The organism is Paralimibaculum aggregatum, assembly GCF_030270585.1.
Classification (GTDB): Bacteria; Pseudomonadota; Alphaproteobacteria; order Rhodobacterales; family Rhodobacteraceae; genus Thermohalobaculum; species Thermohalobaculum aggregatum.
The window spans coordinates 25,350-45,076 of sequence record NZ_BSYI01000010.1 but is presented as its reverse complement, the minus strand read 5'-3'; the positions used below and the strand labels follow the sequence as shown (position 1 = coordinate 45,076).

General features: G+C 72.4%; 14 protein-coding genes. 7 read left to right on the top strand and 7 right to left on the bottom strand.

Annotated elements, in window-relative coordinates; translation table 11 throughout:
- Nucleotides 1-259: 259 nt before the first annotated feature.
- Genes QSJ97_RS07900 through QSJ97_RS07890 form a run of 3 tightly spaced genes read right to left on the bottom strand, consistent with a single transcriptional unit; the run spans nucleotide 260 to nucleotide 4,271 of the window.
- A complete protein-coding gene (locus QSJ97_RS07900) occupies nucleotides 260-1,993 on the bottom strand; it encodes a 2-hydroxyacyl-CoA lyase (RefSeq protein WP_285671167.1) in 1,734 nt (577 codons plus the stop codon).
- 23 nt (nucleotides 1,994-2,016) lie between these two features.
- A complete protein-coding gene (locus tag QSJ97_RS07895) occupies nucleotides 2,017-3,576 on the bottom strand; it encodes a class I adenylate-forming enzyme family protein (protein ID WP_285671166.1) in 1,560 nt (519 codons plus the stop codon).
- On the bottom strand, nucleotides 3,573-4,271 hold the full coding sequence (locus QSJ97_RS07890) for a GntR family transcriptional regulator (protein WP_285671164.1): 699 nt from the start codon (nucleotides 4,269-4,271) through the stop codon (nucleotides 3,573-3,575). The genes QSJ97_RS07895 and QSJ97_RS07890 overlap by 4 nt, the downstream gene beginning before the upstream one ends.
- A gap of 233 nt (nucleotides 4,272-4,504) precedes the next feature.
- On the opposite strand from QSJ97_RS07890, the gene QSJ97_RS07885 reads away from it, so the two are divergent.
- Both QSJ97_RS07885 and QSJ97_RS07880 read left to right on the top strand, forming a co-directional pair.
- Nucleotides 4,505-5,188, top strand: a complete 684-nt coding sequence (locus QSJ97_RS07885; RefSeq protein ID WP_285671163.1) for a GntR family transcriptional regulator — start codon at nucleotides 4,505-4,507, stop codon at nucleotides 5,186-5,188.
- The gene (locus QSJ97_RS07880) at nucleotides 5,185-6,321 is read left to right on the top strand and encodes a CaiB/BaiF CoA transferase family protein (protein WP_285671162.1); all 1,137 of its coding nucleotides are present in this window, start codon (nucleotides 5,185-5,187) and stop codon (nucleotides 6,319-6,321) included. Before QSJ97_RS07885 ends, QSJ97_RS07880 begins: the two co-directional genes overlap by 4 nt.
- A gap of 8 nt (nucleotides 6,322-6,329) precedes the next feature.
- On the opposite strand, the gene QSJ97_RS07875 is transcribed toward QSJ97_RS07880, so the two are convergent.
- On the bottom strand, nucleotides 6,330-6,794 hold the full coding sequence (locus tag QSJ97_RS07875; protein ID WP_285671161.1) for an Lrp/AsnC family transcriptional regulator: 465 nt from the start codon (nucleotides 6,792-6,794) through the stop codon (nucleotides 6,330-6,332).
- A gap of 130 nt (nucleotides 6,795-6,924) precedes the next feature.
- On the opposite strand from QSJ97_RS07875, the gene mdeB reads away from it, so the two are divergent.
- From mdeB to lpdA, 3 genes are read left to right on the top strand one after another with little or no spacing between them, the layout of a single operon-like run.
- Nucleotides 6,925-9,606 (top strand): alpha-ketoglutarate dehydrogenase, encoded by a 2,682-nt coding sequence (gene mdeB, locus QSJ97_RS07870; RefSeq protein ID WP_352231060.1) that lies wholly within the window; start codon nucleotides 6,925-6,927, stop codon nucleotides 9,604-9,606.
- Nucleotides 9,607-9,617: 11 nt separating this feature from the next.
- The gene (locus QSJ97_RS07865) at nucleotides 9,618-10,949 is read left to right on the top strand and encodes a 2-oxo acid dehydrogenase subunit E2 (RefSeq protein ID WP_285671160.1); all 1,332 of its coding nucleotides are present in this window, start codon (nucleotides 9,618-9,620) and stop codon (nucleotides 10,947-10,949) included.
- A gap of 11 nt (nucleotides 10,950-10,960) precedes the next feature.
- Nucleotides 10,961-12,691, top strand: coding sequence for a dihydrolipoyl dehydrogenase (lpdA, locus tag QSJ97_RS07860; protein ID WP_285671159.1), 1,731 nt, complete (start codon nucleotides 10,961-10,963; stop codon nucleotides 12,689-12,691).
- Nucleotides 12,692-13,758: 1,067 nt separating this feature from the next.
- Here lpdA and QSJ97_RS07855 read toward each other — a convergent pair.
- Together QSJ97_RS07855 and QSJ97_RS07850 are read right to left on the bottom strand one after the other, a co-directional pair.
- Entirely contained in the window at nucleotides 13,759-15,492 is a 1,734-nt protein-coding gene (locus tag QSJ97_RS07855) for a caspase family protein (RefSeq protein ID WP_285671158.1), read from the bottom strand.
- Between the two features lie 188 nt (nucleotides 15,493-15,680).
- The gene (locus QSJ97_RS07850; protein ID WP_285671157.1) at nucleotides 15,681-16,595 is read right to left on the bottom strand and encodes a LysR family transcriptional regulator; all 915 of its coding nucleotides are present in this window, start codon (nucleotides 16,593-16,595) and stop codon (nucleotides 15,681-15,683) included.
- A gap of 506 nt (nucleotides 16,596-17,101) precedes the next feature.
- On the opposite strand from QSJ97_RS07850, the gene QSJ97_RS07845 reads away from it, so the two are divergent.
- Complete coding sequence (locus QSJ97_RS07845; RefSeq protein ID WP_285671156.1) at nucleotides 17,102-18,058, top strand: aldo/keto reductase; 957 nt, start codon at nucleotides 17,102-17,104, stop codon at nucleotides 18,056-18,058.
- Here the strand turns inward: QSJ97_RS07845 and QSJ97_RS07840 are convergent.
- Nucleotides 18,046-18,978, bottom strand: coding sequence for a LysR substrate-binding domain-containing protein (locus tag QSJ97_RS07840; protein ID WP_285671155.1), 933 nt, complete (start codon nucleotides 18,976-18,978; stop codon nucleotides 18,046-18,048). The two genes, QSJ97_RS07845 and QSJ97_RS07840, sit on opposite strands and share 13 nt — an antisense overlap.
- A gap of 83 nt (nucleotides 18,979-19,061) precedes the next feature.
- Here QSJ97_RS07840 and QSJ97_RS07835 point away from each other — a divergent pair, with 83 nt between their 5' ends.
- A complete protein-coding gene (locus tag QSJ97_RS07835; RefSeq protein ID WP_285671154.1) occupies nucleotides 19,062-19,724 on the top strand; it encodes an FMN-dependent NADH-azoreductase in 663 nt (220 codons plus the stop codon).
- Nucleotides 19,725-19,727: the final 3 nt, after the last annotated feature.

Below are 19,727 nucleotides of genomic sequence, written 5' to 3'. Positions count from 1 at the left end.
GGGTGATGGCCGGTTCCGTCATCCGCCGCTGGCGCGGGCGGGCAGGGGCGCTAGCCGCTTGGCCTGGGCGCCGGCGGCTGGTGACAGGGAAACCGCGGCGCGCTTCGGGGGGCATCGGCATGGTCTCCGATGCCCCGGGCGCGGGCGCGAGGGGCGCTCGCGCGTATCCGCACCGGCATTGATGAGCCGATGCCCCCGCGGGGGCACGAGGGCTTGCGCGCGTCGGTGCAGGGACCGGGCGACGGCCGGCCGGAAGGCGCTAGAGCTCGCCGCGGCGGCGGCGTTCGGCCTCGTCCCAGGCGGTGAGGGCCTGGTAGTCGGGCACGAAGCCGAGGCCCTTCTGCGCGTCGGAGGACACCGCGTCCTGCGAGGTCACCACATCGACCACGGCGGGCGCGTTCTCCAGCGCGCGGCGGATCGCGCCGGCCAGCTCGGTCGGGTCCTCCACCCGCTCGCCATGGGCGCCGAAGGCCCGCGCCATCGCGGCATAGTCGCCGTGCTGCAGCGTGGTGCCGACCACCCGGCCGCCATAGTTCGCCTCCTGGTCGTAGCGCTCGATGTTCCAGGCGGCGTTGTTGGAGACGATGAACACCGCCCGGGCGCCGTGGCGCACCGCGGTGTCGATCTCCATGGCGTTGATGCCATAGGCGCCGTCGCCGTTCACCGAGATCACCTGCCGGCCGGGCTCGGCCAGCGCCGCGGCGATCGCGAAGGGCACGCCGACCCCGAGGCAGCCGAAGGCACCGGCATCCATGTAGGTCCGGGCCGCGAGGCCGACGCGGGCGAAGCTGAGCAGATCGCCGCCATCGGCCACCGCGAGATAGTCCGGATCCGCCACGCCGCGGATCGCCTCGAAGATCGCCATCGGGTGGATGTGCCCGTCGCCGCCGGTGCGCGGTGCCGGGGTGGCGGCGCCGCGCTCGATCCGCTCGCGGTGCTTGGCGCGCAGGCCCTCGAGCCAGCCGGTGTCGCGCTCCCCGGCCGCGTTGCCGAGCGCATCGCTCAGCGCCTCGAGGGCGAGGGCGACATCGGCGAGGATCTCCGGCTCGCCGCGGCGGTTGTCGATCAGCTCTCCGGCGGTGTCGGCAATGCGGACGAACCGTGCATCCGGGAACACCGCCGGCGAGCCGAAGGCGACCTGGTAGTCGAGCTTGCGGCCGAGGGTGATCACCAGATCCGCCTGGCCCATCGCCGCGGCGCGCACCGCGCCGACATTCGCGGGATGGCCGGGCGGCAGCAGCCCGCGGCTCTCCTGGGTGTCGAGATAGAGCGCATCCGCGGCCTCGAGGAAGCGCTGCAGCTCGGCCCCGGCGCCGCGCGCGCCGCGGCCCGAGATCACCAGCGGGCGCCGCGCCGCGCGGATCGCCGCCACCGCCTCGGCGACGCGCTCGGGCACCGGCACCGGCCGGCGCGCCGGCTTGGGCGCGAGCCAGTCGGCCGGCACCAGCGTCTCGGGCAGATGGGCGCGGAGCACGTCGGTCGGGATCTCGAGATAGACCGGCCCGGGCTCGCCGCCGTCGCCCATGGCGCGCGCGATCGCCTCGTCGAGCTCGCGCAGCACCTGGTCCGGCACCCGCGCGGTGCGCGAGAAGCGGCTGACCGGGCGCATGATGTCGGTGTGGGGAATGTCCTGCAGCGGGCCCATGTTGGCCTGCGGGCGCGAGGTGCAGCCGCCGATCAGCAGCACCGGCGCGCGGGCCAGCGCGGCGTTGGCCATGCCGGTCACGCAGTTGGTGACGCCGGGGCCCGCGGTCACCATGGCGACGCCGAGGCCGCCGGTCAGCTCGGCATGGGCATGGGCCATGTGCAGCGCCGCGCATTCGTGGCGGACATCGACGATGCGCAGCCCCTGGCGGGCGGCATGGTCCCAGATCGGCTGGATATGCCCGCCCTGCAGGCCGAAGATCCGGTCTATGCCGCGCATTGCCAGCGCCCTGGCGATCCAGGCGGCGACGCTGCGCTCGTCGGCGTTGAGGTCCTGCGTTTCGGTCATTCTGGTCTCCTTTGGGGAAGGGCTCATCCGGCGGCGCCGCGGCGGGCGATCAGGTCGCGCAGCACCCCGTGCTGGATCTTGCCGGTGGCGGTGCGGGGCATCTCGTCGGGGGCGAGGAAGGTGATGGCGCGGGGCCGCTTGAAGCCGGCGAGGCGGGGGCGGGCCCAGTCGATCAGCTCCTCGGCGGAGGCGGCGGCACCGGCGCGGAGCACGATGGCCGCCTCGACGCGCTCGCCCCAGCGCTCGTCCGGCCGGCCGACCACGGCGACGTCGCGCACCGCGGGGTGCTGCGCCAGCACGGCCTCGACCTCGGTGGGATAGACGTTCTCGCCGCCGGTGATGATCATGTTCTTCTTGCGGTCGATCAGGCGGATGAAGCCGTCGGCATCGCGCAGGGCGACATCGCCGACGCTGAGATGGTCGCCGCGGAACGCCTCCGCGGTCTTCTCGGGCAGGTTCCAGTAGCCGTCGAAGGCATAGGGCCCGCAGGAGAACAGCTCCCCCGGCTCGCCATCCGGCACCTCGGTGCCGTCGTCGCCGAGCAGCCTGACCGGGCGCGAGCCGGTCACCTCGCGGCCGACCGTGCCGAGATGGTCGAACTGCTCGTCCGGGTGCAGCATGGTCACCCAGCCCGCCTCGGTGGAGCCGTAGAGCTCGAACAGCCCGGAATTGGGGAACATCTCCATCACCCGCCGCTTGGTCTCCACCCGCGCCGGGGCCGAGGAGATCATCAGCTTCTCGACCCGCGCGAAATCGCCGGCGGGGCGGGGTGCCTCCAGCAGCATCTCGTATTGCGTCGGCACCAGCGAGGTGAAGCTGGCGCCGGTCTCGGCAAAGGCGCGGAGGCAGAGCTCGGCATCGAAGCTGGGGCGCGAGAACACCGCCGTCGCCGCGCCGCAATAGAGGAACGAGACGAAGAAGTAGAGCGAGTTGGCATGGCAGAGCGGCATCACCAGCAGCGCCTCGTCGCGCCGCGCGAGGCCGAGCTCGACCTGCGTCATCAGCGCCAGCAGCCCGGCGCCGCCATGGCCGCGGATGGCGCCCTTGGGGTTACCGGTGGTGCCCGAGGTATACATCAGGCACCAGGGGCTTTCCGGCGTCACGCGGGCGTCCGGCTCGGTCTCGGCGGCGCGGGCGATCAGCCCCTCGTAGTCGTGCCAGCCGGCCGGGGCGGAGGCGGCGCCGAGGCGGATGTAGCGGCTGTCCGGCAGCCCGAGATCGCCGCGGATCTCCTCGATGGCGCCGGCCAGCCCGTCCTCCGCGATCACCGCCGCGACGCCGCAATCCTGCAGGATGAAGCGGATCTCCCCGGCCACCAGGCGGAAGTTCACCGGCACCGCGACAAGGCCCGCCTTGGCCACCGCGGCATAGATCTCGAGCCATTCCACCCGGTTCCAGGCGAGCACGCCGATGCGGTCGCCTTGGGCGAGGCCGAGCCCGGTCAGCGCATTGGCCAGCCGACAGGCGCGGGCGTTCCAGAGCCGGAACGACATCGCGCGGGAGAGGTCGCGCGCGCCGATGCGGTCGGGCTGCAGCCGGGCCTGTGCGCTCAGCATCTGGCCGACGGTGGGGATCGGGGTCATGCGGTGCCTCCCTCTCCGGCGGGGGTCTCGGTTTCGGAGAGCACCCGGGCGAGCAGCCGCGCGGCGTTCTCCACATGCAGGATGGCGGCCCGCTCGGCCGCCGCGCCGTCGCCCTCCAGCACCGCCTCGAGGATCGCGGCGTGCTGTGCCCAGATCGCCTCGGGCGCCTCGGCGATGCGGTGGACATCGCCCATGGCGCGGCGCAGGAACCGCCAGTGCGGCTCGGCCGTCGGCGCCAGCAGGGCATTGCCGGAGGCGCCGTAGAGCAGGAAGTGGAAGTCGAGGTCGTGGCGCACCAGTGCCGCGACATCGCCCGCCGCCGCTGCCGCCCGGCCCGCCGCGAGCAAGCTGCGCCCGTCGTCGCCGAGCGCTTGCCGGAACGCGCGGTCGGCCCCGGCGCGCACCGCGGCGGTCCGCGCCGCCCAGCCGTCGAGCGCGCCGCGGATGCCGTAATGGTCGCGCATCCGGCCCGGATCGAGCCGCGAGACGAAGAGCCCGCGCCGGCCGATCTCCTCGACGATGCCATCGGCCTTGAGCCGGCTCATCGCCTGCTGCACCGGCTGGCGCGAGACCCCGAAGCGCTCCGCCAGCCGCTCCTGCACCAGATGCGTGCCGGGGGCGAGGCGGCCGTTGCAGACCTCGTCGACGATGGCGTCATAGACCTGATCGCTCAGGCTGGGGGCGGGTTGGAGCATGAGCGCATTCCGAACTCTGAATTCAGAATTCGATACATCGGTGCCGGGTATTGGTCAAGCGGGTTTTCCACGCGGCGCCGGCCCGCCACGGTCGTGCACCGGCCGGCGGCAGGCGTGTCGGCGACACCCTGTACATTGTTGGGATATTTTATAAAAATCATGGCGAAGGTGATTGACAGCCTGCGATCTGAAATGCTGGGAAGGCCCGAGGGCCCAGGGCGGATTGGAGATGCATGAAGGAGTTTCCGCGGACAAACCTCGCCTCGCGCGCCTATCACGAGATCCGCAAGGGGCTCATGGCCGGGGAATTCGAACCCGGCGAGGCGCTCAAGCTGCGCACCCTCTCCGAGCAGCTCGGCACCAGCCAGACCCCGATACGCGAGGCACTGATGCAGCTCGTCGCCGAACATGCGCTGACGGTGGAGCCCGGGCGCTCGCCGCGGGTGCCGCAGCTCACCCGCGCGCGGTTCTCCGAGCTCTGCGACATCCGCGTGGCGCTGGAGCGGCTCGCGGCGCGCAACGCGATGGCGGTGGCCCCGCAGGCATTGCTGGACGAGCTCGGGGCGGTGCATGACCGGATGATCCGGGCCAAGCAGGAAGGGCGCTACAAGGACACGATGGCGCTCAACCGGGCCTTCCATTTCGAGATCTACCGCGCCTGCGGGCAGGAGACGCTGATCTCGCTCATCGAACAGCTCTGGGTGCAGACCGGGCCGTTCCTCAACTTTCTCTATCGTGGCAGGCCGGTGAGCCTGGATGGCCGCCATCCGCACGAGCACATCCTCGACGCGCTGGCGGCGGGCGATGCCGATCGGCTGGCCACCGCGATGGAGGAGGACATCATCAAGGGCGGCGCGCCGATCCTCGACAGCCTGGCCGAGATCGAGGCGCCGCAGGACAGGGGGCACAGCGCATGACGGAAACGGCGGAAGGCCCGCTTGCAGGGCTCACGGTGGTGGCGGTGGAGCAGGCGGTGGCGGCGCCCTATGCCTCCTCGCGGCTGGCCGATGCCGGCGCCCGGGTGATCAAGATCGAGCGCGAGACCGGCGATTTCGCCCGCGCCTACGACACCCTCGCCAGGGGGCAGAGCGCCTATTTCGTCTGGCTCAACCGGGGCAAGGAGTCGGTCTGCCTCGACCTGCGCGACGGCGCCGACATCGCGCTGCTGCGCCGCATGATCCTCTCGGCCGACGTGCTGATCCAGAACCTCAAGCCCGGCGCCCTCGGCCGCATGGGGCTGGCGCCGGCGGCGCTCCGGGCCGAGGCGCCGGGGCTGATCACCTGCTCGATCAGCGGCTTCGGCGAGGCGGGACCCTATGCCTCGCTCAAGGCCTATGACCTGATCGTGCAGGCCGAGACCGGGCTCTGCGCGATCACGGGCACGGCGGACGGGCCGGCCCGGGTCGGCGTCTCGGTCTGCGACATCGCGGCCGGGATGTCGGCACATGCGGCGATCCTCGAGGCGCTGATCGCGCGCGGCCGCACCGGCCTCGGCCGGCAGATCGAGGTCTCGCTCTTCGACGCGGTGGCGGACTGGATGAACGTGCCCTTCCTGCAGCGCAGCCTCGGCGGCCGCGAGACCCGGCGCGCCGGCGTGCAGCACCCCTCGCTGGCGCCTTATGGCGCCTATCGCTGCGCCGACGGTCTGTCGGTGATCTTCTCGGTGCAGAACGACCGGGAATGGGTCGCCTTCTGCGCCGGCGTGCTGGGCGACGAGACGATCACGCGGGCGCCGGAATTCGCCGACAACATGGCGCGGCTGGCCAATCGCGAAGCGCTGGAGCGGCTGGTGGCGGCGCGCTTCGCCGCGCTGACCGGGGCGGAGGCGATGGAACTGCTCGAGCGGGTCGGGCTCGCCTGTGGCCGGCTCAACGACATCGACGCGCTGATCGCGCATCCTGCCCTGCGCACCGTCTCGGTGCCGACCGAGGCCGGGCCGCTCGACGTGATTGCCCCGCCGGCGCTGGTGGCGGGCGCGGCGCCGGAGATGCGGCCCGTGCCGCGGCTCGGCGAGCACAGCGCGGCGATCCGGGCCGAGTTCGCCGGCTGAGGCGGGGCTCAGCCGAGCCGCGTCGTGCCGCCCTTGACCCGGCGGATCGGGATCGAGGATTCGATCGAGGCGACGCCGGGAAACCGCGTCAGCCGCCCGGTCAGGAAACGCTCGAACTCGTGCAGGTCGCGCACCGCGACGCGCAGCAGGTAGTCGAAGCTGCCGGTCATCAGCCAGCAGTCCACCACCTCGTCGCAGCGGGCGATCTCGCGCTCGAAGCTGCCGAGCCGGTCGTCCACCTGCCGGTCGAGCCGCACCGAAACGAAGACGCTGAAGCCGAAGCCCATCGAGGCTTCGTCGATGCGCGCGGCATAGCCGGTGATGTAGCCCTCGGTCTCGAGCTTGCGGATGCGCCGTGCGCAGGGGGACGGAGAGAGCCCGATCCGGTCGCTCAGCTCCTGATGGGTGAGGCGCCCGTCGGCCTGCAGCTCGCGGAGAATCCGCCGGTCGATATCGTCCAGTTCATGCGCCATCCGTGCCCGTTCCCTGCGTTGTTCCGCCCGATCGCGCAAGATCCTAGCGCAAGACATCATCCGGTGCCGATAATTTGCCGACACCGCGCGCGCGCTGCGGTCTATCCTCGCGCAAGCCCAGGAGGAAAGAATGACGGCCACCCACCGCCTGCCCAATGTCATGCACGACCCCGATCCGACCGAGACGGCGGAATGGCTCGACGCACTCGAGTCGCTGACCCGCGAGATGGGGCGCGACCGCGCGCAGTTCGTGCTCGGCCAGGTCTGGGAGCGCGCGCGACGGCTCGGGGTGACCACGGCGGGGCTGCCGTTCTCGGCCTATCGCAACACCATCCCGCTGGCCCAGCAGCCGGCCTATCCCGGCGATCTCGCGCTCGAGGAGCGCATCACCTCGCTGATCCGCTGGAACGCGCTGGCGATGGTGGTGCGCGCCAACCGGGCCTATGGCGAGCTCGGCGGGCACATCGCCTCCTATGCCTCGGCGGCGGAGATCTTCGAGGTCGGCTTCAACCATTACTTCCGGGCCCGCACGCCGGATTTCGGCGGCGATCTGGTGTATTTCCAGCCGCATTCGGCGCCCGGCGTCTATGCCCGCGCCTTCCTCGAGGGCCGGCTCTCGGAGGCCGACATCGCCAACTACCGCCAGGAGGTGCCGGGGCAGGGGCTCTGCTCCTATCCGCATCCCTGGCTGATGAAGGAGTTCTGGCAGCTCCCGACCGGCTCGATGGGGATCGGGCCGATGTCGGCGATCTACCAGGCGCGGTTCATGCGCTATCTCGCGGCGCGCGGGCTGGCCGACACCGCGGGCCGCCATGTCTGGGGCGTGTTCGGCGATGGCGAGATGGACGAGCCGGAGAGCGTCGGCGCGCTGACGCTGGCGGCGCGGGAGGGGCTCGACAACCTGACCTTCATCGTCAACTGCAACCTGCAGCGGCTCGACGGCCCGGTGCGCGGCAACGGCCAGATCATCCAGGAGCTCGAGGCGCTCTTCGTCGGTGCCGGCTGGAACGTCATCAAGGTGCTCTGGGGCTCGGAGTGGGACAACCTCTTCGCCCGCGACGCCGACCACGTGCTGCTGCGCCGCTTCGCCGAGACGGTGGACGGCGAATACCAGAACCTCGGCTCGAAGGATGGCGACTACAACCGCCACAAGTTCTTCGAGGCCGATCCGGCGAGCGCCGCGCTGGTGGCGCATATGTCGGATGCCGAGATCCACGCGCTGAAGCGCGGCGGGCACGATCTCAAGAAGCTCAACGCCGCCTTCGCCGCCGCCAGGGCGCATGAGGGCCAGCCGACGGTGATCCTGACCAAGACCAAGAAGGGCTATGGCATGGGCGGCGCCGGCGAATCGCGCATGACCGCGCACCAGGCCAAGAAGCTCGACGTCGAGGCGCTGCGCGCCTTCCGCGACCGCTTCGACCTGCCGCTGAGCGACCGGGCGGTGGAGGCGCTGGAGTTCTACCGGCCCTCCGACAACAGCCCCGAGATCGCCTATCTCAAGGACCGCCGCGCGGCGCTCGGGGGCTTTCTGCCGCGGCGCGCGCTCAACGCCTCCAGCGACGCGCCGAAGCGCCCGGCGCCGGAGAGCTATGCCAGGTTCGCGCTCGAGGCCGGCGGCAAGGAGATGTCCACCACCATGGCCGCGGTGCGCATGATGGGGGCGCTGCTCAAGGACAAGGGCTTCGGGCCGCGCCTCGTGCCGATCGTCGCCGACGAGGCGCGCACCTTCGGCATGGACAACCTGTTCCGCCAGGTCGGGATCTATGCGCCCAAGGGCCAGCTCTACGAGCCGGAGGATGCCGGCTCGATGCTCTACTACAAGGAGGCGACCGACGGGCAGCTCCTCGAGGAGGGCATCACCGAGGCCGGCGCGATCAGCTCCTGGACCGCCGCCGCCACGGCCTATTCGGTGCACGATACCGAGCTGCTGCCGGTCTATATCTACTACTCGATGTTCGGCTTCCAGCGGGTCGGAGACCTGATCTGGGCCGCCGCCGACCAGCGCGCCCGCGGCTTCCTGCTGGGCGCCACGGCAGGGCGCACCACGCTCTCCGGCGAGGGGCTGCAGCACCAGGACGGGTCCTCCCATCTCTGGGCCGCCGCGATCCCCAACTGCCGCGCCTATGACCCCTGCTTCGCCTGCGAGCTCGCGGTGATCATGGAGCATGGCATGACCCGGATGCTCGACGAGAAGCGCGACGAGTTCTTCTACATCACCGTGATGAACGAGAACTATGCCCAGCCCTCGCTGCCGGAGGGCGCGGCGGAGGGCATCCTGCGCGGGCTCTACCGCTTCGCCGCGCGCGGCGCGGAGGGAGCGCCGAGGGTGCGGCTGCTCGGCGCCGGCACGATCCTGCGCGAGGTCATCGCGGCCGCCGAGATCCTCGAGCGCGATTTCGGCATCGCCTCCGAGGTCTTCTCGGCGACCTCCTTCAGCGAGCTTGCCCGCGAGGCCGCCGAGGTCGAGCGGCGCAACCGGCTGATGCCGGCGGAGGCGCCGGCCCGCTCCCATGTCGAGACCCTGCTGGCGGGCACCGCGCCGGTGGTCGCGGCCTCGGACTACATCCGCGCCGTGCCGGGGCAGATCGCGCCCTATCTCGATGCGCGCATGACCATCCTCGGCACTGACGGCTTCGGCCGATCGGCCAGCCGCGTGGCGCTGCGCCGCTTCTTCGAGGTGGACCGCCAGCACGTGGCGCTCGCCGCCATCGACGCGCTGGTCCGTGAGGGCAGCCTCGGCCGCGAGGTGCTGGCCCGCGCCATCGCCGATCTCGGCATCGACCCGGCGGCCGCGGCGCCGTGGCAGGCGTGAGGGAGGCAGCGATGTCCGCAGCGATCGAGATCCGCGTGCCCGATATCGGCGATTTCCGCGACGTGCCCGTCGTCGAGATCGCGGTGCAGCCGGGCGATGTGCTGGCCGCCGACGACACGGTGATCGTGCTCGAATCCGACAAGGCGACGCTCGATGTCCCGACGCCCCGCGCCGGCCGCGTGGTCGCCGTGCTGGTGGCCGAGGGCGACCGGGTGAGCGAGGGCACCCCGGTGCTGACGCTGGAGCCCGCCGAGGCAGCGGCGCCCGCACCGGCCCCCGCACCAGCTCCCGCACCAGCTCCCGCACCGGCCCCCGCACAGGGCGGCGAGCGGGCAAGGCCGGCCGCGGCAGTCCCGCCCGCCCCCGTTCCCGCTCCCACTCCGGCAGCGCCGGCGGAGCCGGCCACGCCGCCGCCCGCGACCGAGCCGGGCCGGCCGGTCTATGCCTCGCCCTCGGTGCGCGCCTATGCCCGCGCCCTCGGCGTCGCGGTGGCGGAAGTCGGCGGCACCGGCCCCAAGGGCCGCATCACCCGGGCCGATATCGAGGCCCATGTGAAGGCCCGCATGACCGCCCGGGTACCCGCGGCGCAGCCCCAGGCGGGCCCCGCGCTCGCCGGCCTGCCGGACTGGCCGGAGGTGGATTTCGCGAAGTTCGGCCCGGTCGAGCGCCAGCCGCTCGGCCGCATCGCCCGGATCTCCGGCCCGGCGCTCGCGCGCAACGCGCTGGTCATCCCGCATGTCTGCAACTTCGACAAGGCCGACGTCACCGAGCTCGAGAGCTTCCGCAGGACGCTGAACGCCGAGGCCGGGCCCGATGACGCCAGGATCACCATGCTCGCCTTCGCGGTGAAGGCGGTGGTCGCCGCGCTCAAGGCCTATCCGATGTTCAACGCCTCGCTCGATGGCGGCGAGGTGGTGCTGAAGCGCTACTGGAACATCGGCGTCGCGGCCGACACGCCGGAGGGCCTCGTGGTGCCGGTGGTCAGGGCCGCCGACAGCAAGGGCATCCGCGAGATCGCCGCGGAGATGGCCGGCCTCGCCGCCGCCGCCCGCGCCGGACGGCTGAAACCCGCCGAAATGCAGGGCGCGACCTTCACCATCTCCTCGCTCGGCGGCATCGGCGGCACCGGCTTCACGCCGATCATCAACGCGCCCGAGGTCGCGATCCTCGGCATGACGCGGGCCGAGACCCAGCCGCTCTGGGACGGCGCCGCCTTCCAGCCCCGCCTGGTGCAGCCGCTGAGCCTGAGCTGGGATCACCGGGTGGTGGACGGCGTCGCCGCGGCCCGCTTCCTCGCCCATGTCGCCCGCACGCTCGGCGATTTCCGCCGCATCGCGGTCTGAGGGAGGGTGCCATGCTGACCGATGTGACGATCCCCGATATCGGCGATTTCTCGGATGTGCCGGTGATCGAGATCGCGGTGGCGCCGGGCGACCGGGTGGCGGTGGACACGCCGATCCTGATGCTCGAGTCGGACAAGGCGACGCTCGACATCCCCGCGCCGGTTGCGGGCGTGGTGGCGGAACTGCTGGTCGCCATCGGCGACCGGGTGAGCGCCGGGAGCCTCGTGATGCGGATCGAGACCGAGAGCGCCGCCGCCGCGCCCGCCGCCGCCGCGCCCGCTGCAACTGCGCCCGATGCCGCCGCACCCGCCGCCGCGCCCGCAGTCACCGCGCCCGCCGCCGCTGTCTCCGGGCAGGCCGGAAGCCGCGCCTCGCTGGTGGTGATCGGGGCCGGGCCGGGCGGGTACACCGCCGCCTTCCGCGCCGCCGATCTCGGCCGGGAGGTGGTGCTGATCGACCCGCGGGAGAGCCTCGGCAGGGTCTGCCTCAATGTCGGCTGCATCCCCTCCAAGGCGCTGCTGCACATGGCGAAACTCCGCGGCGATGTCGAGGAGGCCGCAGGCCACGGCATGGGCTTCGGCGCGCCGGCGATCGACCTCGACGCGCTCCGCGGCTTCAAGGACGGCGTGGTGGCGCGGCTCACCGGGGGCCTCGCCGGGCTCGCGAGGCGGCGCAAGGTCCGGGTGATCCGCGGCACGGCGCGCTTCACCGGCCCGAACAGCCTCGCCATCGAGGGCCCCGAGCCGCAGGCGCTCGGCTTCGAGCAGGCGATCGTCGCGGTGGGCTCGGAGCCGGTGCGGCTGCCCTTCCTGCCGGAGGACCCGCGAATCGTCGACAGCACCGGGGCGCTGGCGCTGCCGGACATTCCGGAGCGCCTGCTGGTGGTCGGCGGCGGCATCATCGGGCTCGAGATGGCGCAGGTCTATCACGCCCTCGGCAGCCGGATCGAGATCGTCGAGCTGGCCGATCAGATCATCCCGGGGGCGGATCGCGATCTCGTGGCGCCGCTGGCGAAGCGCATCGCGAGCCTCTATGGCGCCGTGCGCACGCGGACCAGGCTCACCGCGGTGACGGCCGGCCCCCGGCTCACCGCCAGCTTCGAGGGACCGGAGGGCGCCGGGACCGGGGCGTATGACCGCATCCTGGTCGCCGTCGGCCGGGTGCCGAATGGCGCCAGGGTGGCGCCGGAGGCGGCCGGCATCGCGCTCGACGGGGCCGGGTTCATCCCGGTCGATGCGCAGATGCGCACGGCGCAGCCGCATGTCTTCGCGATCGGCGACGTGGTCGGCCAGCCGATGCTCGCGCACAAGGCGGTGCACGAGGCCAAGGTGGCGGCGGAGGCGGCCTGCGGGCACCGCGTGGCCTTCGAGCCTGCGGGCATCCCCTCGGTCGCCTATACCGATCCCGAGGTCGCCTGGGTCGGCCTCACCGAGACGCTGGCGAGGGAGCGCGGCATCGCGGTGCAGAAGGGCGTCTTCCCCTGGGCCGCATCCGGGCGCTCGCTCTCGCTCGGCCGCAGCGAGGGGCTGACGAAGCTGGTCTTCGACCCGGAGACCGGCAAGCTGCTCGGTGCCGGGATCGTCGGCCCCGGGGCGGGCGAGCTGATCGCCGAGGCCGCGCTGGCGGTGGAAATGGGGGCGGATGCCGAGGATATCGGGCGCACCATCCACCCGCATCCGACGCTCTCCGAGACCCTGGCCTTCGCGGCGGAGGCCCATGCCGGCACGCTGACCGATCTCTGAGGCCGACCTGTCGGCACGACCCCGGCCCTCGCGGCGGCCGGAGCGGCGAACGGGCGAACCGCGTTGTCCGCTGGTCGGGAGACCGCGGTGCAGCGGCGGCCCGTAGCGGGCGAGCCGTTTCGACCAGCGCAGGCGCCGCCCGAGCGGGGTGCCGAACAGGCCGGCAAGCGGCGTGGCGTGAGGGCCGGGCGCCCGTGGGTGCTCGAAGGCCTGACCCGCACGCCGCATAGGAAGGCGTGAGCTAGGGCGACCCGCCGGCGGCACGGGCTGGCCTTTCAACAGCGATCACCTGATACGGGTCCTCCACGGTACGGCCGCCACGACGTGGAGCCGGCGCGCCCGGCCGGTGGCCCCGCGGCGGGCCAGCGGGTCCGGTTCGATAACCGTGACGCGGGTGTCGTTCGAGGCTTGTGTCCCTGGACGTAGTGTATGAGCCGGCCGCGCGCGGCGGGTGCCGGGGTGCGCGTCGTGCCCGTTTCCGCAGCCGGGGCTCACATGGTCCGCCCGTCCCGCTTTTCGCGGCGACGAAGGAAGCCGGAGCGGTGGAGGTACTTGAAATGATGAATATGGATTTATCCCCATACGTCTAAGATTTGGTTAAAGATCGCTATTGTTGAGAAACTTGGCTCGAGGTGGGTAAGGCGGACCGTTCGGGCTACCGTTTGCCCAATTCCATCTCGCCAGCGCGCTTGTCGGGTGCCCGGATGGGCCGAGCGAGAGCCGGGCGCAGGGTTGCCGCGGGCCACACCGATGCCTGTGAGCCATTGCCGCCTCTCCCGCCTGATTTCCCGTTTCGTCCCGCGCATCGATGGCAGGCGGAGGCCGGTCGTCCGGCAGACCCCGGTTCTCGATGCGGATCGGCGGCTCGGCGGGTCGAAACGGTGACCCGGCGGCCTGCGGCAGGCCATGCCGATGCGGCACCTCAGGGCGCCGGGGACAGGCGCGTGACCTGCTCCGGGCGGTGCTGGGCGGGGGAGCACGCGCCCGCCGCCCTCCACTGGGCCGACCCGTTCCGCGCGGCCCCCGCTTGGTGGCGGCGCCGAACCGGGGACCCGGCCCGGGGGCGCTCAGCCGCCGCCGAGCACCGCCTCGACGCGCGCTGCCAGCCGCTCCGCGAGCAGGCGGAAGCCGCGGTCGGTCGGGTGCAGCTCGTCGTTCCACCAGCGGCGGTGGTCGCCCTCTGTCGGCATCACGTCGACGAAGTTCATGTAGTGCACATGCGCCATGCCGGGGCTGCCGGCGAGGCTCGCGAGCATGGCGTTGAAGGCGTCGATGATCGCGGCGACCATCTCGCGGGTCTCGTCGAGCTCCTCGTAGCCCTGGGCGCGGAAGGCCGGCTGCAGCCAGGGCCCGGCGATGTTGATCCAGCCGAAGCCGCGCCCGTCCGGCACCGCATGGGCATAGCCGTGCAGGAAGATCGGGATCTCGTGGCCGATCCGCTCCCGCGCGAGGAAGCCGATGGCGCCGATCAGCGTGGCATAGGCCTCGCGCAGGCGGACATGCACCAGCTCGTCGAGGATCGCCGCGTTCAGCCCGCGATGCAGCCCCCGCGCCGGGTTGATCAGCAGGCGGAACTGCTCGCCGGCGATGTCGTTGCCGCCGCCGGAGAGCAGCACCGCCTCGGGGGGCGTGTCGCGGTCGAGCATCTTCAGGAACTGCCGGGTGAAGCCGTTTCGCTGGGCGAAGGCGAAGGCCATGCTCTCCAGCGTGTCGCCGTGATGCGCGACGCTGGTGATGTCGAAGCCGTGGCTGTCCTCGAGCTCGTCGAGCAGATCGGCGAAGATCGGGATGCTGAACCAGGAATCGCCCTCGGCGATCACCGGGCGGCGGCGGGCGCGGGCCCGGTCGCGCTTGCGGCTGGCCTGGCCGAGCGCCTCGGCGCCGAGCGCGCGGCCGACCGAGAGCGCGTCCTCGCGGCTCTGCGGCGCCGGGCGCGGCGCCTTGGGCCGGGCGGGGTTCTCGTTCTCGGCGGCCAGAACGCGCCACTTCTTCCGGCGGTTGGCGATGTCGTAGAGATTGGGCTCCTGCGGGTAGCGGGACGAGGGCAGGTAGTCCCCGATGGCGGCGAACCAGGCCTCGTAATCGGCCTCCGGTGGCAGCTCTTCCAGCGTGCGCAGCGCCGCCCAGGTGAAGGCGCCGTTGGGCCGGCCGCCGAACCAGGCGTCCATGCTCTCCTGATCCTCCTGGCAGCCGGCGAGCAGCAGCGCGCCGCGCCGGCCCGGCGGGCTCGCATTGATGCGGGCGACATGCCCCCTTGCGACGGCGGCCATGCTGGCGGTGGCAACGCGGTCGGCGGACAGGAAGCAGTTGGGCGGCAGGAAGCGCGAGCGCGGCATTGCGGCGGCGAGATCGGCGGTGGCGATGTCGAGCCGCGAGCGGCGCGACATGGTGCCGGAATTGCAGGAATCCGAGATCAGCACCCAGCGCACGCCATCCTGCCGCCGGGCATAGACGGCGTTGAGCTCGTCGTCGGTGATCACGCCGTTGCTCGCGACATCGTGCGGGCACCAGCACTCGTCGTTGCCGTCCGCCTCGTCGCCGTCGAGATCGGGCACCACCGAGCCATGGCCGGCGAAGACGATCACCACGATGTCGCCGCGGGTGCCGGTGCGGGCGAGCGCTGCCATCCCGCTGCGGATCGCGTCGCCGGTGGCCGCGGCGTCGAGCAGGCGCTCGCAGGCGAAGCCGCGGCGCTCGAGCGCATCGGCCCAGTCGTTGGCGTCGTTGACGCAGCCGTAGAGATCGCTGCCGGTGCCGGGATAGTCGTTGATGCCGATGCAGAGTGCATGCTTGCGGGCCATGGCGGCCACTCCCTCTCGTTGACAGGCCGGGGGCCCGGAGGGTGCAAATCGTCGCCATCTCCGGGCGCGGCGCGAAATTGCGCTGTTCGATTCCCGATTGGCGGAATCGGTATTATTACTGTATTTAAATAAAGTATTATGAATGAAATCAGTGTGTTGTCAATTCGACTGTATTTTATGATCTCCGATCAGGACTGTTCCATGGCCGCGAAACCGGCCCCCTCGAGGCGCGGTGCGGCCAGGCGCATGGCATCGGCCAGGAAATCCGCGACGGCGCGCACCCGGGCGGAGCTGCGCACCTCCTCGTGCATCACCAGGTAGAGCGCGCGCCGCAGCGCCGCCCCGGGCGGGATCAGGCAGACCAGCCCGTCCTCCGGCAGGGCGCAGAAGCAGGGGAGCACGGCGAGCCCCAGCCCGGCGCGCACGGCGGCGATCTGCGTGGTCAGATCGTTGGTGACGAGGCCGGTGCGGGGCTGGCGGACATGCGCCTCGAGCCAGCGCGCCATCGGCAGGTTGCGCAGCGCCTCGTCCCACAGGACGAAGTCGCAGCCCCGGATCTCGTCCATGCTCCGGCCGGGGCAGTGTGCCGCCACGTAGTCGCGCGCGCCGAAGAGCCCGTGGGCCACCGTGCCGACCCGGCGCACCCGGAGCCGCCCGCGCGCCGGCCGCGCGAGGCGCAGCGCCAGATCGGCCTCGCGGCGGGTGAGGTTCACGTTGCCGATGGCGGTGGCGATCTCGAGCTCGATGCCGGGATGGCGCGCGCGCAGCCTCGGCAGTTCCGGCATCACCAGCAGGTTCGCCACGGTGACCGGGGCGGCCAGCCGCACCGGGCCCGAAAGCGCCGCATCGCTGCCGAGCAGATGCGCCTCGAGCGCCGTTATCTCGCCCTCCACCGCCTCCAGCCGGTCGAGCATCCGCCGGCCCTCGTCGGTGAGCAGATAGCCGCGGGCATGGCGGGTGAAGAGGCGCGCGCCGAGTGCCGTCTCGAGTGAGGTGATCCGGCGCGACACGGTGGAGGCGCTGGTGCGCAGCCCCCGCGCCGCCTCGGTGAGCCCACCGGCGCGGGCGGTGGCGAGAAAGAAGCGCAGATCGTCCCAGTCCATGCGAGCCCCCGCGATGCTTTCCGTTTCTGGAAAATAGGCTGCCGAAGCTGTCTCTTAAACACCCGTTCTTGGAATGATAGATCCGGGCGGTCACCGGGGCGCCGCGGCCCGCGCGGATGTCCGGGGGAGATCCTGCCATGCGATCGGGGAGACCGAACCCGGCAGGGTTCACCGCCCCTGCGCCGGACGCCGCTGCGGAGGTGGCGGGGACACACCCGGCCGATGCCGGGGAGAGGAGCCGCTCCGTCCCCGATCTCCGTCCGGTGCAGGCGGAGGCGCCGGGCAGGCTTGGGGGCGTCTCCAAGAGATCCGGCCTCCCGGTCTCCGGGCGGCGGTTCCTGGAGGCGCCCCTCGGCAAAGGGCTCGGGCTGCCGGGCAACCACACCGGCCGCTGCGCGATGCCCGCGCGCGGCTCGCCTGAACGACACCCGCGGCGCCCGCGGCGCGGCGGGCCGATGGCGCGCCCGCCCTCGCCGGCGCGCCCACACCGGAGAAGGAGAACCGGAATGGACAAGCGAAACCTCGGAACCTCTGGCCTGCGCGTCTCGGCGCTCGGGCTCGGCTGCATGGGGATGTCGGAGTTCTACGGCGCCACCGACGCGGCGGAGGCGATCCGCGTGATCCACCGGGCGCTGGAGCTGGGGCTGGATTTCCTCGACACCGCCGACATGTATGGCCGCGGCCGCAACGAGGAGCTCGTGGGCCGCGCGATCCGGGGCCGGCGCGACGCGGTGGTGCTGGCCACCAAGTTCGGCATCCGGCGCGACGGCGAGGCGCGGAGCTTCGACGGCCGGCCGGCCTATGTGCGCGAGGCCTGCGAGGCGAGCCTGCGCCGCCTCGGCGTGGAGACGATCGACCTCTACTATCTCCACCGGATCGACCCGGACACCCCGATCGAGGAGACCGTGGGCGCGATGGCGGAGCTCGTCCGCGCCGGCAAGATCCGGCATGTCGGGCTCTCCGAGGTCGGCCCGGAAATCCTCGAGCGGGCGGCGGCGGTGCACCCGATCGCCGCGCTGCAGACGGAATACTCGCTCTGGACCCGCGACGTGGAGGCGGGCGTCCTCGCGGCCTGCCGGCGGCTCGGCATCGGCTTCGTGCCCTACAGCCCGCTCGGCCGGGGCATGCTGACCGGGGCGATCCGGCGCGTGGAGGACCTCGCCGGGGACGACTGGCGCCGCGCCGCGCCCCGGTTCAGCGGCGAGAACCTCGATGCCAACCTGCGTCTCGCCGATGCGGTGGCGGAACTGGCGCGCGCGAAGCGCTGCACGCCGGCGCAGCTCGCGCTTGCCTGGGTGCTGGGGCAGGGCGCCGACATCGTGCCGATCCCGGGCACCAAGCGCGTGGCGCGGCTCGAGGAGAATCTCGCTGCGCTGGCGGTGCCGCTGACGGAGGCGGACCGGGCCTTTCTCGACGCCCGCCTGCCGGTCGGCGCCGCTGTCGGTGCGCGCTACCCCGGCTGAGCGCCGGCGCAGGCGCCCAGCAGCCAGTCGCGAAACGCCCGGACCTTGCGCGAGGCCGCGGCATCGGGCCGCGCCAGCAGGGTGTAGCCCGGCCCGGGCAGGTGGATCTCCGGGCGCAGCGGGCGCAGCAGCCCCTGCGCCGCGAGATCGGAGACGAGATAGCCGCTGGCCAGCACCGGCCCCTGTCCGGCGAGGGCGCAGTGCACCGCGTGGTGCTCCTGGTCGAAACGGCGGATCTCGGCCCGTGCCGCGAGGCCGCCGAGGCCGGCCGCGGCGAGCCAGGCGGGCCAGCCGGCCTCCGGCAGGCCGGGGCGGGCCCATGCGGTCTCGAGCAGGACCGGGGCGGATGCCTCCAGCGCCCCGGCAAGGCCGGGCGCGGCATGGGCGCCGATGCGTTCCGGCGGCAGGGCGGTCGCCTCCAGCCCCGCTGCCGGCGCCGCACCGTAGCGGATCGCGAGATCGACCCGCCGGTCGCGCCGGAGATCGACCGGATCGGTATCGGTCTCCAGCCGCAGGCGGATGCGCGGGCAGGCCTGCCGGAAGCCCGCGAGCCGCGGCACCAGCCAGAGCGCGGCGAAGGCCGGGGTGGTGGTGACGGTCAGCACCGTCTCCGCCTCGGCGGCCTCCTCGACACCGGCGAGAAGCTCGGCAAGCCCCCTGTGCACCGCGCCGGCGAGGCGCAGGCCCGCCGGCGTCGGCTCCACGCTGCGCGTGCCGCGGGTGAAGAGGGCAAGCCCCATCTGCGCCTCGAGCCCGCGGATCTGGTGCGAGACGGCGGTGGGCGTGACCGAGAGCTCCGCCGCCGCCGCCTTGAAGCTGCGGAGCCGGGCCGCGGCCTCGAAGCTGCGCAGGGCGGAGAGCGATGGCAGGCGGGCGAACATGCAGACATAGATGAGAATATCTCGTCCGTTGGCAAGCATTATCCGTTTGTCCGCCTGCGCGGGTTTCGCCATCTCCGAGGCGCATGGGGCCATCCACCGGCACAGCCACAAGGAGACGACGGATGACGGATATTCTCTATATCACCGCCAGCGCGCGGCAGGACCGCTCGCTCTCGCGCGGCCTCGGCGCGCGCTTTCTCGAGGCCTGGCGGGCGAGGCGCCCGGAGGACCGCGTGATCGCCCGCGATGTCGGTGCCAACCCGCCGCCGGCGATCTCGCAGGACTGGATCGCCGCCGCCTTCACCGCCGAGACCGAGCGCTCCCGAGCGCAGCGCGCGGTGCTGGCGCTCTCCGACACCCTGATCGGCGAGCTCGCGGCGGCGCAGACCGTGGTGATCGCGACGCCGATGTACAACTACGCCATGCCGGCGGCGCTGAAGGCCTGGCTGGACCAGGTGGTGCGGGTGAACGCGACCTTCACCTTCGACCTCGCCCGCGGCGACCACCCGCTCGATCCGGTGCTCTCGGGCAAGACGCTGGTGCTGCTGACCAGCGCCGGCGAGTTCGGCTTTGCTCCCGGCGGGAGCCGCGCGGGCATGGACCATCTGACGCCGCATCTCCGGACGGTGTCGCGCTATCTCGGCGCGGCGGAGATCCACCGGGTGGGCATCGAGTACCAGGAGTTCGGCGATGCCCGGCACCGCGGCTCGGTGGCGGCCGCCGAGGCGGAGGTCGAGCGGCTCGCCGCGGCGCTGGCCGGGCGCCGGGCCCGCAGCGCCGCCTGAGCG

Coding starts and splice junctions, on each gene's coding strand:
- QSJ97_RS07900 (WP_285671167.1), bottom strand. CDS start 1,993: ATGACCGAAACGCAGGACCTCAACGCCGACGAGCGCAGCGTCGCCGCC.
- QSJ97_RS07895 (WP_285671166.1), bottom strand. CDS start 3,576: ATGACCCCGATCCCCACCGTCGGCCAGATGCTGAGCGCACAGGCCCGG.
- QSJ97_RS07890 (WP_285671164.1), bottom strand. CDS start 4,271: ATGCTCCAACCCGCCCCCAGCCTGAGCGATCAGGTCTATGACGCCATC.
- QSJ97_RS07885 (WP_285671163.1), top strand. CDS start 4,505: ATGAAGGAGTTTCCGCGGACAAACCTCGCCTCGCGCGCCTATCACGAG.
- QSJ97_RS07880 (WP_285671162.1), top strand. CDS start 5,185: ATGACGGAAACGGCGGAAGGCCCGCTTGCAGGGCTCACGGTGGTGGCG.
- QSJ97_RS07875 (WP_285671161.1), bottom strand. CDS start 6,794: ATGGCGCATGAACTGGACGATATCGACCGGCGGATTCTCCGCGAGCTG.
- mdeB (WP_352231060.1), top strand. CDS start 6,925: ATGACGGCCACCCACCGCCTGCCCAATGTCATGCACGACCCCGATCCG.
- QSJ97_RS07865 (WP_285671160.1), top strand. CDS start 9,618: ATGTCCGCAGCGATCGAGATCCGCGTGCCCGATATCGGCGATTTCCGC.
- lpdA (WP_285671159.1), top strand. CDS start 10,961: ATGCTGACCGATGTGACGATCCCCGATATCGGCGATTTCTCGGATGTG.
- QSJ97_RS07855 (WP_285671158.1), bottom strand. CDS start 15,492: ATGGCCCGCAAGCATGCACTCTGCATCGGCATCAACGACTATCCCGGC.
- QSJ97_RS07850 (WP_285671157.1), bottom strand. CDS start 16,595: ATGGACTGGGACGATCTGCGCTTCTTTCTCGCCACCGCCCGCGCCGGT.
- QSJ97_RS07845 (WP_285671156.1), top strand. CDS start 17,102: ATGGACAAGCGAAACCTCGGAACCTCTGGCCTGCGCGTCTCGGCGCTC.
- QSJ97_RS07840 (WP_285671155.1), bottom strand. CDS start 18,978: ATGCTTGCCAACGGACGAGATATTCTCATCTATGTCTGCATGTTCGCC.
- QSJ97_RS07835 (WP_285671154.1), top strand. CDS start 19,062: ATGACGGATATTCTCTATATCACCGCCAGCGCGCGGCAGGACCGCTCG.